The sequence below is a fragment of the Streptomyces sp. NPDC012508 genome (assembly GCF_042902595.1).
Taxonomy (GTDB): Bacteria; Actinomycetota; Actinomycetes; order Streptomycetales; family Streptomycetaceae; genus Streptomyces.
Genome location: NZ_JBIBEO010000001.1, coordinates 697,540 through 714,240, shown reverse-complemented (window position 1 = coordinate 714,240; position 16,701 = coordinate 697,540). Strand labels below are relative to the sequence as shown.

The following is a 16,701-nucleotide window of genomic DNA, read 5'->3' as shown; positions in this document are numbered from 1 at the left end:
CGGGAGCCGCCCGGGGCCGCGCGGAACGCAGGCGCCTCTCGGGCCCCGGGCGCGGCCGAAAGGTGCAGCTCAGCGGTCGATGCGTACCGTCACGCCGGCCAACTGGTCCTCGACGAGACGGACATCGGCGTCGACCATGATCCGGGCCAGTTCGTCCACCTGCACCGAGGGCTTCCAGCCAAGGAGGTCCCGGGCCTTGCTCGCGTCACCGATCAGCGCGTCCACCTCACTGGGCCGCTCGTACTTGGGGTCGTAGCGGACGTGCTCGGCCCAGTCGAGCCCGGCATGCGTGAACGCGGTCTCCACGAACTGCCGTACGGTCGCGGCGACTCCGGTCGCCACCACGTAGTCGGTCGGCTCGTCCTGCTGGAGCATCCGCCACATGGCGTCGACGTACTCCGGGGCGTAACCCCAGTCGCGTACGGCGTCGAGGTTCCCCAGATAGAGCCGGTCCTGAAGCCCGGCCTTGATCCGGGCGACGGCCCGGGTCACCTTGCGCGTCACGAAGGTCTCGCCCCGGCGCGGCGACTCATGGTTGAACAGGACGCCGTTCACGGCGAACATGCCGTACGCCTCGCGGTAGTTGACCGTCGTCCAGTAGGCGAAGACCTTGGCGGCTCCGTACGGGCTGCGCGGGTGGAAGGGGGTCTCCTCGTTCTGCGGCGGCGGGGTCGCGCCGAACATCTCGGAGGAGGACGCCTGGTAGATCCGGGTGTCGACACCGCTGGCGCGGATCGCCTCCAGGAGTCGCAGGGCACCGAGACCCGTCACGTCACCGGTGTACAGCGGTGCGTCGAAGGAGACCCGTACATGGGACTGGGCGCCCAGGTTGTAGACCTCGTCGGGGCGTATGTCGCGGAGCAGGTTCACCAGCGCGACACCGTCCGCGAGATCCGCGTGGTGGAGCACGAAGGAGCGGTTCGCCTGCTGGGGATCCTGGTAGATGTGGTCGATCCGCTCGGTGTTGAAGCTCGACGAGCGGCGGACGAGGCCGTGCACCGTGTAGCCCTTGGACAGCAGCAGCTCGGCCAGGTAGGAGCCGTCCTGCCCGGTGACGCCGCTGATCAGTGCGGTCTTGCTCATGCGTCGTGCCCCTCCCTGACGGACCGGCCCCCAGCCGGTCCGTATCTTGCGGATATGAAGTGATCCGAGCAGAAAATCCGGATCTGGTGTACTGCGGTCCTGCTCGGCCTGGCATGATCCGGGCCATGACTGAATCGACGAGCGCCTCTGCGAGCGCATCGACGTCGTACCTGCCCGAGCGGGCCCGGATATTCGTCGCGGGACACCGCGGCCTCGTCGGCTCCGCGATCACCCGCCGGCTCGCCGCCGACGGGCACGAGGTGATCACCCGGACCCGTGCCGAACTCGACCTGCGGGACGCGGCGCGGACCGCCGCCTTCCTCACCCAGACCCGCCCCGACGCCGTGGTGCTCGCCGCCGCCAAGGTCGGCGGGATCATGGCGAACAGCACCTACCCGGTGCAGTTCCTGGAGGAGAACCTCCAGATCCAGCTCGCCGTCGTCGCCGGCGCGCACGCCGCCGGAGTCCGGCGCCTGCTCTTCCTCGGCTCGTCCTGCATCTATCCCCGGCTCGCCCCGCAGCCCATCAGCGAGGACGCGCTCCTGACCGGTCCGCTCGAGCCCACCAACGAGGCCTACGCGCTCGCCAAGATCGCCGGAATCGTCCAGATCCAGGCGTACCGGAAGCAGTACGGCGCACGGTACGTCTCCGCGATGCCGACCAATCTCTACGGCCCCGGCGACAACTTCGACCTGGAGACCTCGCACGTCCTGCCCGCGCTGATCCGCCGCTTCCACGAAGCCCGCGAGGAGGGGCGGGAGGAGATCACGCTCTGGGGCTCCGGCAGCCCGCGCCGCGAGTTCCTGCACGTCGACGACCTCGCCGCCGCCTGCGCGCTCCTGCTGCGCGGCTACGACGGCGACGAGCCGGTCAACATCGGCTGCGGCGAGGACCTCACCATCCGCGAACTCGCCGAAACAGTCGCGGAGGTGACGGGCTATCAGGGCCGGATCGCCTGGGACACGAGCAAGCCCGACGGCACCCCGCGCAAGCTCCTCGACGTCTCCCGGCTGACCGGTCTCGGCTGGAAGCCCGCCATTGCCCTGCCGGACGGGATCGCCGCCACCTACGCCTGGTGGCGGCAACAGCACTGATCTCATGCGCGGCGGCCCGTCAGTACGCTCCGCGACCGTCGACGACGGCGCGGAACGTACGGGCCATGACATCCACATCACTCGTGAACGACCAGTTGTCGACGTAGTGCAGATCGAGCTCGACGGTCTCGTCCCACGACAGGTCCGAACGGCCGCTGATCTGCCACAGCCCCGTCATCCCCGGCCGCACCGCCAGGCGGCGCAGCTCCACGTCCCCGTACCGGGCGACCTCCTCCGGCAGCGGCGGACGCGGCCCGACCAGGGACATCGAACCGAGCAGCACATTGATCAGCTGGGGCAGTTCGTCGAGCGAGGTGCGGCGAAGCAGCCGGCCGACGCGGGTCACCCGCGGATCGCGGCGCATCTTGAACATCAGCCCGTCGTGCTCGTTGGCCCGCTCCAGTTCCGCCTTGCGGGCGTCGGCGTCCAGGAACATCGTGCGGAACTTCCACATCACGAACGGCACGCGGCCCTGGCCGACCCGCACCTGCCGGTAGAAGACCGGCCCCTGCGAGCCCAGCCGGACCGCGGCGCCGATCGCCAGGAAGACCGGGGACAGCAGGAGCAGCCCGAGCGCCGCGCCCGCCCGGTCCATCGCGGACTTCAGGAACGGCTGGACCCCGCTGCGCAGCGGCGGAGCGACCCGGAGCAGGGCTAGACCGGCGGCCGACGTGGTTTCGAGGCGCTTGACCGCGCACTCCACCAGGCCGGGGGCCAGGGCGAGTTCGGTCCCGGCGTCATGCAGTCCCCAGGAGAGCCGGCGCAACCGCTCGCCCGCCATCAGGGGTCCCGCCGCCACCAGGACGACGTCGGCCTCCAGCTCGCGGGCGGCGGCCAGCACCTGGCGCGTGTCGCCGTCCGCGGCCTCCGGCATCAGGACGCCGAGCCGCGCGGCCACCGGCGCACCGGTACGGACGGCGCCCTCGCCGATCGCGACGATCCCTACCACCACGTACGGATGCTCGGTCCGTCCGGCGAGATGCTCGGCGACGTCCCCGGCGGCGGTGGGCTCACCGAGGAGCAGCACGCGGGTCACCACCTGCGCCTCGCGACGGGCGGCCACCAGGTGGTGCCACGTCAACTTCGAGCAGGTCAGGGTCAGTACGGGCGCCGGCAGCAGCGCGGCGAGACAGAGCAGCGCCGGGTGGTGGAGATCGGCGGCGGCCCGCAGCACGGCGAGGACCCCGAGCAGGATCAGCCAGTCGTGGAGGACGGGCAGACTGCCTCGCGACTCTCCGAGCTCGCGCCGCGCGTACCGTCGGCGCAGGGACCGCACCGCGGCCCAGGCGAGAGCGGCCACGAGGGCGCTGGCATAGGCGTACGGCTGGCGCTCGACGCGCAGGATCAGCGCGACCGGCAGACCCACGCCGAGCACGTCGACGGTCAGCGCGACGACCGGATACCAGCCCGCCTTCGTGCGAGGGCGCGTCGCTGTAACAGTTGAACCGGCCGCAGTTCCGGTGGAGTTGGTCTCAGTTGTGCGGGCATGCCACATGTACCCCCCAGGCACGTGTCGACGTTCGCCACCCCGTTCGTCGACCCCCTGATCGACGAACAAGCGTCGCAACGCCGGAACAGTACGACATACACGTGCACGTCCGCTGCAGTTCACGCGAACGACCTCGGAAGGAGATGGCGTATTCATCTCGTGACGTGAGGGCCGGTGTGGACACGGCCGAGCGCATGATACGTCTGTTCAAAGGGAGTTGGCGCACGTGGGGCCATGGAAGGAAGGGGTGGGAGCGTGTCGGAGGGGGACCAGGTCACGGAGGGGGAGAGAGCCGGCACTGTGGCGGAAAGCACACCGTCCGTCACGCCCCGCAAGCGCCGAGTGAGCCCGAAACGCGTCCTGTTGGTGGCGCTGGCCCTGCTGGGCATCGGGATCCTGATGGTCGGCGGCGCCGGCTGGTGGGCGGTCGAGCACTACACCGGGAAGGTCGACCGCATCCCGGGCGCGTTCCCGACCCACGTACCACCGGCTCAGCAGCCCGCACCCTCCAAGGGCGGTCAGACCTTCCTCCTCGTCGGCGTCGACAGCCGGTCCGACCTGCCGACCACCGGGCGCGACGCCAAGGCACCGTCCTGGACGTACGGCGCCCAGCGCAGCGACACGATGATGCTCGTCCACCTGCCGGCCGACCATTCCAACGCGTACGTCGTCTCACTGCCCCGCGACTCCTGGGTCGACATCCCCGGGCACGGCACCGCCAAGCTCAACGCCGCCTTCTCCTGGGGAGGTCCGCCCCTGCTCATCGACACCGTCCAGCGCCTCACCGACGTCCGCGTGGACCATCTCGCGATCATCGACTGGGAGGGGTTCAAGGAACTCACCGACGCGGTCGGCGGGGTCGACCTCCGCGTGGACGGCACGGTCCGCCACATGAACGGCACCCAGGCCCTCGCCTACGTCCGCGAACGCAAGAACCTTCCCCGCGGCGACTTCGACCGCACCCACCGCCAGCAGAACTTCCTGCGCGCCGTCCTCACCAGGACGATGACCACGCGCAACCTCACCAACCCCGTCCGGGCGGCCGAACTGCTCGACACGCTCACCGCCAGTGTCAGCGTCGACGACCGGCTCAGCGACGCCGACCTGCGCGAACTCCTCTGGGACAACCGGTCGGTGAGGCCCGGCGACATGGTCTTCATGAACGCGCCCGTCGCCCGCACGGCCATGATCAAGGGCCAGTCCGTCGTCCTCCTCGACCGAGGGAAATCCGACGCGTTGTGGGCGGCGATGCGGAACGACACCCTGGCCGCGTACGTCGCCGGTCACCGCACCGACCGTCTCGGAAGCGGTACGCCGTAGGCCCCCGCGGCCGGTCCGCCACACGCCCGACGGTGGTTGTTCCCCCGTCCGCCATCGGCTGTACTACAGCCAGCCCGCGGCCCCGCGACAGCCGCGACCGACCCTAAGGACGCCCATGGCGGACAAGTCCTCCGCCCGGACCACCCACCGGGCTCCGGGGCGGCGGCGGCTCGCCCCGGGAATCGCCCTCGGCGTGCTCCTCGTCGGAGCCCTGGCCGGCATCGGCGCGGCGAACTCGCTCCGCGCGAACGCCCCCGCCGAGGCGAACGCCACGCCCCCGAAGGCGTACAGCACCGCCCTCCCCTTCGACCTGCCGCCCGCCGCCGAACTGCGCCGCTCGGACAAGCTGGTCTTCGCCCACTACTTCACCCCGTACCCGCTCTCCCTGGACAACGAGCCCGCCGACCGCGACTACTACGCGCGGAACTACCTCACCCCGGACGGCGAGAAGGGCAGACATCAGGCGTACGGAGGGCTGTTGCGCGACCGCCCGCTCCCGGCCGCGCCCGAGGCCGGGGACTGGGAACTGGCCCATCTGCGCCAGGAGGTCCGCACCGCCCGCGACGCCGGACTCGACGGCTTCACCCTCGACCTGCTCTCCGAGACCGGACGCAACCGGGACCGCGCCGAACTGCTGCTCCGCGCCGCCCACGAGGAGGACCCCGGGTTCCGGATCCAGCTCATGCCGGACATGACGGCCCTGACGTCGGCCACCCCCGCCGGCCTCGCCGATTCGCTCGCGCAACTGGCCAAGAGCCCCTCGGCACACCGGCTGCCCGACGGACGGCTGGTCGTCTCCCCCTTCAAGGCCGAGGAGAAGGACCCCGACTGGTGGCGGCGGATGACGGGCGAACTGGAAGCGCGGCACGGCATCCGCACCGCACTCGTTCCGCTCTTCCTCGACTTCACACCGGAGCGGGACGCGTACGCGGCGATCAGCCACGGCCTCTCCGAGTGGGGCGCCCGCAGCGCCGGCCGCCAGGCGGGGGCTGCGGCCGACGCCGAACGGGCCCACCGGCTCGGGAAGATCTGGATGCAGCCGGTCTCCGTCCAGGACGCCCGCCCCAACCAGGGCGTCTACGACGAGGCCGGCAACACCGAGACCCTGCGCGCGAGCTGGGGAGCCGCCATCGACTCGGACGCGGACTGGGTCCAGCTCACCACGTGGAACGACTACTCCGAAGGCACCCACGTCGCGCCCTCGCTGCACAACGGCTACGCGTACCTGGACCTGTCCTCGTACTACCTGACGCGGTTCAAGACCGGAGCCTGGCCGAAGATCCTGCGCGACACGCTCTATCTGACCTCACGTGTCCAGTTCGCCGACGACCTTCCGCCGCCCGCGCGCCAGCCTCAGGTGATACGGCCCCGCGAGGGCACCGCGGACCCCCGCGACACCGTGGAGGTCCTCTCCTTCCTCACGGCCCCCGCGGACATCCGCACGAGGACCGGTGACACCGAGAGCGGCTACCGGGCGCCGGCCGGTGTGCACGCGCAACTCTTGCCGTTGCGTACGGGACACAGTGCCGCGACCGTCGTACGCGCCGGGGCGACCACGACGAAGGTCACGAGCCGCTACCCGGTCCGGCGGCCGGTCGACAAGCAGGACCTGCAGTACTACGCCGTGACGAGCGGCCGCAGCCAGCGCTGAGCGCGGTTGTCGGTGGCGGGTCCTAGCGTGGGGGCATGACGAAGAACCGGGGGACCTTCGAGGCGGCGACGGGGGACGGCCCGCCGCTCCCGGAGGGAGACAGGGAGCAGCGGTCCCGTGAGGTACGGGCCGCGGTCGAAGGGCTGCTCCAGATACGGCGGCTGACCGGCGGCCACGGAGGCGGCGATCCGCGGCAGCGGCCCGCCGAGTGGGAGCGCAGGCAGCCCGTCCGGGCGGTGGCGCTCGCCCTGGAGGCGGCGGGGGCCGCGCCCTCGGCGGTCGACGCCGCGGGCGGCCGGACGGCTACCGGCTACCGGGTCACGGCCGGGGAGCGGCCCGGCACCGCCGTCGTGGAGTGGGTGGGGCCGCCCGGCGGGGGAGCGGTCCAGGAGGAGGAGTCCGCCCTGGGCGCGTGCGTGCCCGTCCTGGAGCGGCTCGGCTGGGAGGCGCTGCTCTACCGGGGGCCGCGCCGCAGACGGTTCCTCGAAGTCGAGCCGATGGGGCGCTGAACGGGCGGCCCGTGGCGGCCCGGCCCGGATCAGGCGATGGAGGCGGAGACGATCGCCGAGACCGCGATGTTGCACGAGGCCGTGACCCAGACCGCCGGGTGGGGCTGGGGGTCGACGAGGGTGGCGCCGAGCTTGCCCGGCGTGACCAGGTCCACGACCAGGAACGCCACGGCCATCATGACCAGGCCGAGCAGTCCGAAGGCGGCCGTCGAGGCGAGGCCCTTGCCGAAGTCGTCGTACGTCGTCCATATGGAGGTGAAGACGATGCCGCCGATACCGAGCAGCGCGGAGCTCAGGAGCGTCGCGGCGTTCCGGTTGCGCTCCTCCCAGATCTGCCGGCCGAGCTTCCCGGGCGTGAGCAGGTCCACGAGGACGATGCCGAGGATCAGCAGCACCACGCCGAGGGCGCCGTAGGCGGTGGCACGGCCGAGGCCGTTGACGATGTCGCTCATGTGTTGCCGGCTCCGAGGAGAGGGATCGTGAATGATCGCGGTCAAGGACCGGCAAAATGTAGCGCATGCGTCCTGTCCCCCCGCCGGGCGGCCACCCGTCGCGCGGCAGGGCCCACGTGGCACAGAGCGTTCCCTGTATGGAGCAACAACGCACCGGCCTCGGCCCTCACAGAGGTGACAGTGGAAGTCGTACGGTTCCGGCTCTGCCCAGGGAGACCCAGATGACCACCCTCAACCGACGCGACATCGGGCTTCTCGTCCTCCGGGTCGGCACCGGCGCCGTCCTTGTCGCGCACGGCACACAGAAGCTGTTCGGCTTCTTCGGGGGAGGCGGACTGGAGGGGACGACGAAGGCGATGGAGGCCATGGGCTTCCACCCGCCGCGCGAGAGCGCGATCGCCGCGGGGCTCGGCGAGGCGGGCGGTGGGGTCATGCTGGCCCTTGGCCTGGCCACCCCGGCCGCCGGCGCCGCCGCGGCCGGAGCGATGGCGGGCGCGGTCTCCGTCCACGCCCCGGCCGGCTTCTTCGCCCAGGGCGGTGGCTACGAGTACCCCGCCTTCCTCGGCTTCACCTCGGCCGCCATCGGTGTCGCGGGCGCCGGCCGCTACTCCCTCGACCACGCCACCGGCCACGTCCTGGACCGTCCCTGGGTCGTCGCCACCGCGTTCCTCGGCAGTGCCCTCGCGGCCGCCGCCGTCGTGGGCCGCCGCGCCCAGGCGCGGAGCGCCGCGGCCCACGAGGAGGACAGCATCGACTGAACCGGGCTCTCTCCAGGCGCGGCGGCTCCCCGGTAAGTCCGGGGAGCCGTCGCGTTTCTGAGCGTGCGGACGCTCGATCCACCCGAAACTCCCGATGACGCCCATACGCCCACATACGTGTGAAAGCGCGGCGCCCCGCCCATGCGGCGGGGCGCCGCGCCGCTGTTCCGGCGGCCACCGCCCTGCGCGCGCCGAACTCGGCGCCGATGACGGGCTGTCGACGACCGAGCCCCACAACCCCTCCTCGGCACCGGCCCTTCCCTCCCGCGAAACCTTTCGGGGGCGCGCTCGTCATGACGGTGTGTGAGCCGCGGGGCTCATGCGCGGCGTTGAACGATGTGAGCCCACCTGGAGCGGAGCCTTCCACCGAGCTGCCTCGTCTGTTGCACTAGGAGTCATCTCCCGGCAACTGACTGCGCTTTGCCTTGCCTTACGTTCCTACGACGGAAGGACGCTCATGCAGCGCAAGTCCCTCTCCCTCCTGGCGGCGGCTGCGACGGTTCTGGGCACGGCTTCGGCGGTGCCCGTCGCGGAGGCGGCGCCGCCGCAGAGCTCCGAGGCGGCCAGAGCGTCGGCCGTCGCCCGCACCCCGCACCCGTTCATCCCGAGCGCTCCTTCGGTCAGCACGACCGTGGCGCCCGGTGTGACGCTGACCTCCACCTCGTACGGCAAGCAGAACGCCGACGACCGGTGGACCGTTCATGTCTATCTGCCCGTGGCCCCCGACGGCCCGCTGCCGTCCGCGGGTACGGCCCTCGGCCCCCGGGCCACCGCCGACCGGGTGGCCACGGCGCTGCGCGAGAAGGGGTTCGAGCCCCGCGTCGAGGAGGTCGTCGCCCCGGCGTTCGCCGACCGCCGCCCCGGCACGCTCGGCTGGACCGTCCGCGTCGGCCTCCACGCGAACGAAGCCGACGCGGCGGCGCAGCTGAGCCGGATCAAGTCCGCCGGTTTCGCGGGTGGTACGCGCTACACGGCGCAGGACGGCACCGACAAGCAGGCACCGCAGAAGGTGCATGTGCTGCGCCTGGACTTCCGTACGTTCAAGGGCAGCGTGGGCACGGACTTCGGGCCCAAGCTCAACGGCACGGAGACGCTGACCGACCTCATCGCCTCCACCGGTGCCCTCGCCGGCATCAACGCCCAGTGGTTCTACAACCAGGCTCCGGGCGGCCTGTACGTGAAGGACGGCAAGCTGCTCGGCTCCGCGACCCAGGGCCGGGCGGGCCTCAAGGTGACCAACGGCGGCCGCTCCTTCGCCGTGGACACGTTCACCGCGCGCGTGACGCTCAAGGCCGGGACGGAGACCGTCGAGGTCGACGGGGTGAACCGGGTGCCCGGTGACGTCTGGAACTGCGGCGGTGTCGGCGGCGACCTGCCGACACAGAAGCCGCAGCACGACCTGAAGTGCACCGACAGCAGCGAGCTGGTGCGCTTCACCCCGGAGTGGGGGACGCCGCCGGCCGGGGCGGGCGCGGAGGCCGTGCTCGACGGCGCCGGCCGCGTGACGGCGGTGCACACCTCGCGCGGCGCGAGCGTGCCCGACGGCGGGTCGACCGTCCAGGCGACCGGCGCGAGCGCGGAGTGGCTGCTGCAGCACGCCGTGGTCGGCCAGACGCTGACGTTCTCCGAGCGGGTGGAGGACGGCAGGGGCCGTCAGGTGCCGCTCACCTCCGACACGACGATCCTTCAGGTCGGCCCGGCCCTGGTACGTGAGGGGAAGGTGTCGGTCAACGCCCAGGCGGAGGGCATCATCCGCGACGGCGCGGACCAGACCTTCACGTACAACTGGACCCTGCGCAGCAACCCGCGCTCCATGGTCGGCGTGGACGACCTGGGCAGGCTGATGCTCGTGGTCGTCGACGGCCGGCAGCCCGGGTACAGCGAGGGGCTCGGCGTCGCGCAGGCCGCTCAGCTGATGAAGCAGCTCGGCGCGCGCCAGGCGATGAACCTCGACGGCGGCGGCTCCAGCGTCCTGGCCACCGCGAGGTCGGGCATCGTCAACCGGCCCTCGGACACGACGGGCCAGCGCTCGCTGGGCAACGTCCTGGTCGTCCGTCCCTGACGGCGCCGGTCCCCACGGCCGGCCGCGTGCGGAACCTCACCGCGCGCGGCCGGCCGTCGTCGTCAGCCCGGCTCAGCTCGCGCTCGTCCCGCGATCGGGCCATCGCGCCGACTCGTCGTACATCTCGTTCCCCCTTCGAAGCCCTCGGGGAGCTGAACGGCCATGCCGCCGTCCCCATCGCCGATCACGCCCGATGGTGTCACGGCGGCTGCCCCGACAGACCCTTCCCGCGTGCGACGTGCGGCGAGTGTGGCAAGACTGGTGCCATGGCGCACAAGGTGTTTCTGGAGGGCGGGCCGGACGATCTCCCTGAGCGGATCGTTCAGGTCGAGGCCCCCGGCGAGGACGTGAAGCTCCCGCATCTCGGGGGATACGAGCACTTCAGGGAGACCCCGCGCCGCGAGGACACCGCCGCGGGGACCCTGCGGGTGTACGAGTGGTGGGAGCGTACGGAGATCGCCGAATAGGCGGCGCGTCCGAAGCGTCCCCTTCGAACCGCACCCTTCCCACGACGCATGACGCATACCGGCCCGCGCCCCGGGCACGCGATGGGGAAGAGGTCGACGCGCGCGGGATAGGCGAGGCGAATCGAGTCATGGCCGACAAGAAGATCATCACGGTGATCGGGGCGACCGGGAAACAGGGCGGCGGACTCGTCCGCGCCGTCCTGGCCGACCCGGACGAGGAGTTCGCGGTACGGGCCGTCACCCGGAACCCCGAGGGAGACGCGGCGCAGGAGCTCAAGCGCCTCGGCGTCACCGACATCGTCCACGGCGACCTCGACGACCCGCCCAGCCTCGCCCCGGCCTTCGAGCACGCCTACGGCGCCTTCCTCGTCACCCCCTTCTGGGAGCACATGTCCGCCGCCCAGGAGCTGACCCAGGCCCTGGCGCTCGCCCGGGCCGCCTCGCACGCGGGCGTGCAGCACGCCGTGTGGTCCACGCTGGAGGACACGCGCGCGTTCATCCCGCTCGACGACGACCGGATGCCCACGCTCCAGGAGCGGTACAAGGTGCCGCACTTCGACGCCAAGGCGGAGGCCGACCACTACTTCACCGACGAAGGCGTACCGACCACCTTCCTGCGCACCACCTTCTACTGGGAGAACCTCCTCGACTTCTTCCCCCCGCAGCGCGGCGAGGACGGCACCCTCCAGCTGAACTTCCCGATGGGCGACCACCGGCTCTCGGGCATCGCCGCCGTCGACATCGGCAGGACCGCACTGGCCGTCTTCAAGCGGGGCACGGACCTCATCGCCGCCACGGTCAGCATCGCCGGGGAGCACCTCAAGGTCGCCGACCTCGCCGCCGCGCTCGGGGAGGCGCGCGGCGAACCCGTGCTGTACCGGCCGCTGACGCCGGACGCGTACCGGGCGCAGGGGCATCCGGGCGCGGACGAGGCGGGGAACATGTTCCAGTTCTTCGCCGACTGCGAGGAGCCGTACATCAGGGCCCGCGACCTCACCGCCGCCCGTGAGCTCAACCCCGCGCTGCAGGACTTCGCCGACTGGCTCGCGGTGCACCGGGAGGATGTCCGCAAGGCCTGGCAGACCTGACCTCGGCGGCCCCCGACCTCGGTCTCACTCTCGACCCGACCCTCGAACTCGACCCCCCGACGGCGGGAGACGCACATGGCGCCCCAGCAGGCGGAACTGGCGGAGTACCGCCGGCGCAGGGACTTCTCGAAGACGACGGAACCGGAGGACACCACCGCGGCGGAGCCGGGTGAGCGGCCGTCCTTCGTCGTCCAGATCCACGACGCGACAGCCATGCACTTCGACTTCCGGCTGGAGGTCGACGGCGTCCTGAAGTCCTGGGCCGTGCCCAAGGGGCCGTCGACCGACCCGCACGACAAGCGGCTGGCCATGCCCACCGAGGACCACCCCCTGGCGTACCGCGAGTTCGAGGGCGTCATCGGTGAGGGGGAGTACGGCGCCGGCACCGTGATCGTCTGGGACGAGGGCACGTACCGCAATCTCTCGACGCGGCGGGACGGGCATACGGAGATCCCGTTCGCGCAGGCCCTGGCGGACGGCCACGTCTCGTTCTGGCTCGACGGGCACAAGCTGCGCGGCGGCTGGTCCCTCACCCGCTTCCGTACCGACACGGACGGCGGGCGGGAGACATGGCTCCTGGTCAAACGCTCCGACGAGCGCGCCTCAGGAGCGGGCACGCCCGACCCCCGGCGCGCCCGCTCGGTGCGTACCGGCCACACGCTGGGGCAGATCGCCACGGGGAGGACGGCATGACCGCCCCGCAGAAGATCCGGGCGGGCCGGCGCACGGTCGAGGTCGGCCGGCCGGAGAAGGTGCTCTTCCCCGAGGACGGCATCACCAAGGCCGGCCTGGCGACGTACTACCGCACCGTCGCCCGCCGGATGCTGCCGCATCTGCGCGGCCGCCCCCTGATGCTGGAGCGGCACCCGGACGGCGTCGGAGACCGGGGATTCATGCAGAAGGACATCCCCGACCACTTCCCGGACTGGGTCCACCGCGCGGAACTGCCCAAGGAGGGCGGCACGGTGACCTACGTCCTGTGCGAGGACACGGCCACCCTGGTCCTGCTCGCCGATCAGGGCTGTATCACCCCGCACCGATGGCTCTCCAGGGCCGACCTGCCGGACCGGCCCGACCGGCTCGTCTTCGACCTCGACCCGTCCGACGACGACTTCGCACGGGTCCGCGACGCCGCGCGGTGGCTCCACGACCTGCTGGACGAGCTGCGACTGCCCTCGCAGCTGATGACCACCGGCTCACGCGGCCTGCACGTGAGCGTCCCGCTGGACCGCGGCGCGGCCTTCGACGAGGTACGGGCGTTCGCCGCCGACGTCGCCGGTGTCCTCACCGCCCGCCACCCCGACCGGCTCACCACCGAGGCCCGTAAGAAGGCGCGCGGCGGGCGGCTCTACGTCGACCTCCAGCGCAACGCGTACGGGCAGACGTCCGTCGCGCCCTACGCGGTACGCGCCCGCCCCGGCGCACCCGTCGCCGCGCCGATCGCCTGGGGCGACCTGGACGACCCGGGACTCGACGCCCGGCGCTGGACCCTCGCCGACGCGGACCGGCTCGTCGAGGACGACCCCTGGACCCCCGCCCCGCGCCCCCGCTCGCTCTGCCCGGCGGCACAGCGCCTGCGTCGCGTCGCCGAGGGTCATGCCGCACGCGCATGACCGTGACGTTCGGGGACGGGGCTTTCGGGAACTCGCGGGGCGTCGGACAGTCTCGGTGAGGCGGGTGAGGGCCATGGCGCGGCCGGTGTGGTCGGGAAGTCTGACGTTCGGCCTGGTCAGCGTGCCGGTCGGGCTCTACACGGCCACGGACAGTCACACCGTTCACTTCCACCAGCTCCAGCGCGGCACCTCGGACCGTGTCCGCAACCGCAGGGTGAACGAGCGGACGGGCGAGGAGGTCGACCTGGACGACATCGTCAAGGGCTACGACGCGGGGGACGAGTACGTCCTCGTCGAGCCCCAGGAGCTGGAGGACATCGCGCCAGGTCGCTCGAAGACGCTGGAGATCACCGGGTTCGTCGACCTCGACGAGGTGGACCCGATCTTCTTCGACAAGACGTACTACCTCGGTCCGCGTGGCAAGGAGCACGGCAAGATCTACCGGCTGCTCGAACAGGCGCTGTCGGAGGCCAACCGGGCCGGGATCGCCACGTTCGTGATGCGGCAGCACGAGTACCTGGTCGCGGTGAAGGCCGAGAACGGGCTGCTGACCTGCCACACCCTGCACTGGGCCGACGAGATCCGCGATCCGCGGAAGGAGATCGACACACTGCCCGGCCGGGTGAAGACCTCGGGCAAGGAACGGAAGATGGCCGACCAGCTCATCGAGACGCTGGCGATCGACTGGGACCCGGAGGAGTACCGGGACACCTTCCAGGAGAAGGTCGCCGCGCTGATCGAGGCGAAGCGGTCCGGGGAGACCGTGGAGAAGGCGGAACCGCCGGCCGAGTCCACGAACGTCGTCGACCTCATGGACGCGCTGCGCGCCAGCGTGGAGAAGGCGGGCGGACGCAAGGGGACTCGCCCGCGGGCCCGCGACCTCCAGGAACTCACCAAGTCCGAGCTCTACGACATGGCCGCGGGGGCGGGGATACGCGGCCGCTCGACGATGACGCGCGACGAGCTCATCAAGACGCTCGCCGCCTGAAGCCCGTGCCACGGTTGGCGGTGACGTGGCGGGGAAGTCGCCGTGGGGACCCCCGACCGCGAGACGAATCAGGCGATACCCATGACCACCGCACGTGACCTGATGACGGCGGACGCCACCTGCGTCCGCGCGAGCGAGACCATCGTCGAGGCCGCGCGGAAGATGGCGGACCTCGGCGTCGGAGCCCTGCCGATCTGCGGCCCCGACGAGAAGCTCCACGGCATGCTGACCGATCGCGACATCGTCGTGAAGGTCATCGCCCGGGGCAAGGACCCCGCCGCGTGCACGGCCGGAGACCTCGCGCAGGACTCGATCGTCACGGTCGCCGCGGACGACACCGCCGAGCAGGTGCTCCGCGTCATGAGCGAGCACAAGATCCGACGCGTACCCGTCATCGACCACCATGTCCTCGTCGGCATCATCGCCCAGGCCGACGTCGCCAGGACACTCTCCGAGGGCCAGGTCGGCGACTTCGTCGAAACCGTCTCCACCGAGTCCTGACCTGACGCTCCCTGTCCGGCCGGCCGTTCGCTCTCCGGCTCCCCGACGCGCTGACACCGCATGCTGTGCGGGCCGTCGACCGGAACACGGATCGCCTCAACCGCCCCACGGGCCTGCGCATCCGGCAACAATTGCGTGACGTCGCCCGCGGGCAGCGGAACGCGGGCGACGGACCTTTCGGCGAGCAGAAGGCGAGACACCAGGCATGCATGTCAGCGCGCACATCGAGGCCGTCTACACCGAGATCTGCCGACGCAACCCCGGCGAGGCGGAGTTCCACCAGGCGGCGGCCGAGGTGCTCGACTCCCTCGCACCCGCGCTCGACCGGCACCCGGAGTACGCGGAGACCGGGATCCTGGAACGGTTGTGCGAGCCGGAGCGGCAGCTGCTCTTCCGGGTCCCGTGGGTCGACGACCAGGGCGCCGTGCGGGTGAACCGGGGCTTCCGGGTGGAGTTCAACAGCGCCCTCGGCCCGTACAAGGGCGGGCTGCGGTTCCATCCGAGCGTCAACCTGGGCATCGTGAAGTTCCTCGGGTTCGAGCAGATCTTCAAGAACGCGCTGACCGGGATGGCCATCGGCGGCGGCAAGGGCGGCGCCGACTTCGACCCCAAGGGCCGCTCGGACGGCGAGATCATGCGCTTCTGCCAGTCCTTCATGACCGAGCTGTACCGGCACCTGGGCGAGCACACCGACGTTCCCGCCGGGGACATCGGCGTCGGGGCGCGCGAGATCGGCTTCCTGTTCGGCCAGTACAAGCGGATCACCAACCGGTACGAGTCCGGTGTCCTCACCGGGAAGCCGGTGGGCTGGGGCGGCTCCCACGTCCGTACCGAGGCGACGGGCTACGGCGCGGTGTACTTCGCCGAGGAGATGCTCGCCACGCGCGGTGACGGCTTCGACGGGCGCCGCGTGGTGGTCTCCGGGTCCGGGAACGTGGCCGTGTACGCGGCGGAGAAGGTGCACGCCCTGGGGGGCCGCGTCGTGGCGTGCAGCGACTCGTCGGGCTACCTCGTCGACGAGGACGGCATCGACCTGGAGCTGCTCAAGGACGTCAAGCAGGTACGCAGGGCCCGGATCTCCGCCTATGCGGAGGCCAAGCCGACCGCGCGCTTCTCGGCCCGCGGCACGGTGTACGACGTCCCGTGCGACATCGCCCTGCCCTGCGCGACGCAGAACGAGCTGGGCCGCGACGACGCCGTGGCCCTGGTCAAGCACGGCGTCCTCGCCGTCGCCGAGGGCGCGAACATGCCCTGTACACCCGAGGCGGTGAAGGTGCTCCGGGAGGCCGGGGTGCTCTTCGGACCTGGAAAGGCCGCCAACGCGGGCGGTGTGGCGACCTCGGCGCTGGAGATGCAGCAGAACGCGGCCCGCGACAGCTGGTCCTTCGAGGAGACGGAGACGCGGCTCGCCACGGTCATGCGCGGGGTCCACGCCGAGTGCCGCGCCACCGCCGAGGCGTACGGCGGCAATCCCGAGGACTATGTGCTCGGCGCCAACGTCGCGGGGTTCCTGAAGGTGGCTGGGGCGATGACGGCGCAGGGCGTCATCTGACCCCATCGTCGGACCTGAGCGGCCCCACGGTGCCAGGGGGGCCGCTCGGGGGTGGGGTGCGCCCGTGTCGGCGT

16 protein-coding genes are annotated in these 16,701 nt (G+C 71.5%); 13 read left to right on the top strand and 3 right to left on the bottom strand.

Going from position 1 to position 16,701, the window contains the following annotated elements; genetic code table 11:
* Nucleotides 1-69: 69 nt before the first annotated feature.
* Nucleotides 70-1,083, bottom strand: a complete 1,014-nt coding sequence (gene gmd, locus ACFY8U_RS03005; protein WP_361756827.1) for a GDP-mannose 4,6-dehydratase — start codon at nt 1,081-1,083, stop codon at nt 70-72.
* 125 nt (nt 1,084-1,208) lie between these two features.
* Between gmd and ACFY8U_RS03000 the strand changes: the two genes are divergently transcribed.
* Nucleotides 1,209-2,177 carry a GDP-L-fucose synthase family protein gene (locus ACFY8U_RS03000; RefSeq protein ID WP_389564830.1) on the top strand — a complete coding sequence of 323 codons (969 nt, stop codon included), beginning with the start codon at nt 1,209-1,211 and terminating at the stop codon, nt 2,175-2,177.
* Between the two features lie 19 nt (nt 2,178-2,196).
* Here ACFY8U_RS03000 and ACFY8U_RS02995 read toward each other — a convergent pair whose 3' ends face one another.
* Nucleotides 2,197-3,672, bottom strand: a complete 1,476-nt coding sequence (locus ACFY8U_RS02995) for a sugar transferase (protein WP_389564828.1) — start codon at nt 3,670-3,672, stop codon at nt 2,197-2,199.
* Between the two features lie 336 nt (nt 3,673-4,008).
* Here ACFY8U_RS02995 and ACFY8U_RS02990 point away from each other — a divergent pair, with 336 nt between their 5' ends.
* From ACFY8U_RS02990 to ACFY8U_RS02980, 3 genes are all read left to right on the top strand, one after another.
* A complete protein-coding gene (locus tag ACFY8U_RS02990; RefSeq protein WP_389564825.1) occupies nt 4,009-4,986 on the top strand; it encodes an LCP family protein in 978 nt (325 codons plus the stop codon).
* A gap of 115 nt (nt 4,987-5,101) precedes the next feature.
* Nucleotides 5,102-6,637: a glycoside hydrolase family 71 protein gene (locus ACFY8U_RS02985; protein ID WP_389564822.1), complete on the top strand. Its 1,536-nt coding sequence runs from the start codon at nt 5,102-5,104 to the stop codon at nt 6,635-6,637.
* A gap of 35 nt (nt 6,638-6,672) precedes the next feature.
* Nucleotides 6,673-7,146 (top strand): hypothetical protein, encoded by a 474-nt coding sequence (locus ACFY8U_RS02980; RefSeq protein ID WP_389564819.1) that lies wholly within the window; start codon nt 6,673-6,675, stop codon nt 7,144-7,146.
* A 29-nt stretch (nt 7,147-7,175) separates the two neighbouring features.
* Here the strand turns inward: ACFY8U_RS02980 and ACFY8U_RS02975 are convergent, their stop codons facing one another.
* Nucleotides 7,176-7,598: a DUF350 domain-containing protein gene (locus tag ACFY8U_RS02975; RefSeq protein ID WP_352189376.1), complete on the bottom strand. Its 423-nt coding sequence runs from the start codon at nt 7,596-7,598 to the stop codon at nt 7,176-7,178.
* 221 nt (nt 7,599-7,819) lie between these two features.
* Here ACFY8U_RS02975 and ACFY8U_RS02970 point away from each other — a divergent pair, with 221 nt between their 5' ends.
* From ACFY8U_RS02970 to gdhA, 9 genes are all read left to right on the top strand, one after another.
* Nucleotides 7,820-8,356 (top strand): DoxX family protein, encoded by a 537-nt coding sequence (locus ACFY8U_RS02970; protein ID WP_361439989.1) that lies wholly within the window; start codon nt 7,820-7,822, stop codon nt 8,354-8,356.
* Nucleotides 8,357-8,813: 457 nt separating this feature from the next.
* On the top strand, nt 8,814-10,418 hold the full coding sequence (locus ACFY8U_RS02965) for a phosphodiester glycosidase family protein (protein ID WP_389564814.1): 1,605 nt from the start codon (nt 8,814-8,816) through the stop codon (nt 10,416-10,418).
* Between the two features lie 266 nt (nt 10,419-10,684).
* Nucleotides 10,685-10,885, top strand: coding sequence for a DUF5988 family protein (locus ACFY8U_RS02960; protein ID WP_361439980.1), 201 nt, complete (start codon nt 10,685-10,687; stop codon nt 10,883-10,885).
* A gap of 128 nt (nt 10,886-11,013) precedes the next feature.
* Nucleotides 11,014-11,973 carry an NmrA/HSCARG family protein gene (locus ACFY8U_RS02955; protein ID WP_389564811.1) on the top strand — a complete coding sequence of 320 codons (960 nt, stop codon included), beginning with the start codon at nt 11,014-11,016 and terminating at the stop codon, nt 11,971-11,973.
* Between the two features lie 75 nt (nt 11,974-12,048).
* A complete protein-coding gene (locus tag ACFY8U_RS02950; RefSeq protein WP_389564808.1) occupies nt 12,049-12,666 on the top strand; it encodes a DNA polymerase ligase N-terminal domain-containing protein in 618 nt (205 codons plus the stop codon).
* Nucleotides 12,663-13,586, top strand: coding sequence for a non-homologous end-joining DNA ligase (ligD, locus tag ACFY8U_RS02945; protein ID WP_389564805.1), 924 nt, complete (start codon nt 12,663-12,665; stop codon nt 13,584-13,586). Before ACFY8U_RS02950 ends, ligD begins: the two co-directional genes overlap by 4 nt.
* A 73-nt stretch (nt 13,587-13,659) precedes the next feature.
* Nucleotides 13,660-14,574: a Ku protein gene (locus tag ACFY8U_RS02940; RefSeq protein ID WP_389564802.1), complete on the top strand. Its 915-nt coding sequence runs from the start codon at nt 13,660-13,662 to the stop codon at nt 14,572-14,574.
* Nucleotides 14,575-14,655: 81 nt separating this feature from the next.
* Complete coding sequence (locus ACFY8U_RS02935) at nt 14,656-15,075, top strand: CBS domain-containing protein (RefSeq protein WP_361595132.1); 420 nt, start codon at nt 14,656-14,658, stop codon at nt 15,073-15,075.
* Between the two features lie 205 nt (nt 15,076-15,280).
* The gene (gene gdhA / locus ACFY8U_RS02930; RefSeq protein ID WP_389564799.1) at nt 15,281-16,627 is read left to right on the top strand and encodes an NADP-specific glutamate dehydrogenase; all 1,347 of its coding nucleotides are present in this window, start codon (nt 15,281-15,283) and stop codon (nt 16,625-16,627) included.
* Nucleotides 16,628-16,701: the final 74 nt, after the last annotated feature.

What these genes read in the sequence shown, in the direction of transcription:
- gmd (WP_361756827.1), bottom strand. Translation starts at nt 1,083, where the DNA reads ATGAGCAAGACCGCACTGATCAGCGGCGTCACCGGGCAGGACGGCTCC.
- ACFY8U_RS03000 (WP_389564830.1), top strand. Translation starts at nt 1,209, where the DNA reads ATGACTGAATCGACGAGCGCCTCTGCGAGCGCATCGACGTCGTACCTG.
- ACFY8U_RS02995 (WP_389564828.1), bottom strand. Translation starts at nt 3,672, where the DNA reads ATGTGGCATGCCCGCACAACTGAGACCAACTCCACCGGAACTGCGGCC.
- ACFY8U_RS02985 (WP_389564822.1), top strand. Translation starts at nt 5,102, where the DNA reads ATGGCGGACAAGTCCTCCGCCCGGACCACCCACCGGGCTCCGGGGCGG.
- ACFY8U_RS02980 (WP_389564819.1), top strand. Translation starts at nt 6,673, where the DNA reads ATGACGAAGAACCGGGGGACCTTCGAGGCGGCGACGGGGGACGGCCCG.
- ACFY8U_RS02975 (WP_352189376.1), bottom strand. Translation starts at nt 7,598, where the DNA reads ATGAGCGACATCGTCAACGGCCTCGGCCGTGCCACCGCCTACGGCGCC.
- ACFY8U_RS02970 (WP_361439989.1), top strand. Translation starts at nt 7,820, where the DNA reads ATGACCACCCTCAACCGACGCGACATCGGGCTTCTCGTCCTCCGGGTC.
- ACFY8U_RS02965 (WP_389564814.1), top strand. Translation starts at nt 8,814, where the DNA reads ATGCAGCGCAAGTCCCTCTCCCTCCTGGCGGCGGCTGCGACGGTTCTG.
- ACFY8U_RS02960 (WP_361439980.1), top strand. Translation starts at nt 10,685, where the DNA reads ATGGCGCACAAGGTGTTTCTGGAGGGCGGGCCGGACGATCTCCCTGAG.
- ACFY8U_RS02955 (WP_389564811.1), top strand. Translation starts at nt 11,014, where the DNA reads ATGGCCGACAAGAAGATCATCACGGTGATCGGGGCGACCGGGAAACAG.
- ACFY8U_RS02950 (WP_389564808.1), top strand. Translation starts at nt 12,049, where the DNA reads ATGGCGCCCCAGCAGGCGGAACTGGCGGAGTACCGCCGGCGCAGGGAC.
- ligD (WP_389564805.1), top strand. Translation starts at nt 12,663, where the DNA reads ATGACCGCCCCGCAGAAGATCCGGGCGGGCCGGCGCACGGTCGAGGTC.
- ACFY8U_RS02940 (WP_389564802.1), top strand. Translation starts at nt 13,660, where the DNA reads ATGGCGCGGCCGGTGTGGTCGGGAAGTCTGACGTTCGGCCTGGTCAGC.
- ACFY8U_RS02935 (WP_361595132.1), top strand. Translation starts at nt 14,656, where the DNA reads ATGACCACCGCACGTGACCTGATGACGGCGGACGCCACCTGCGTCCGC.
- gdhA (WP_389564799.1), top strand. Translation starts at nt 15,281, where the DNA reads ATGCATGTCAGCGCGCACATCGAGGCCGTCTACACCGAGATCTGCCGA.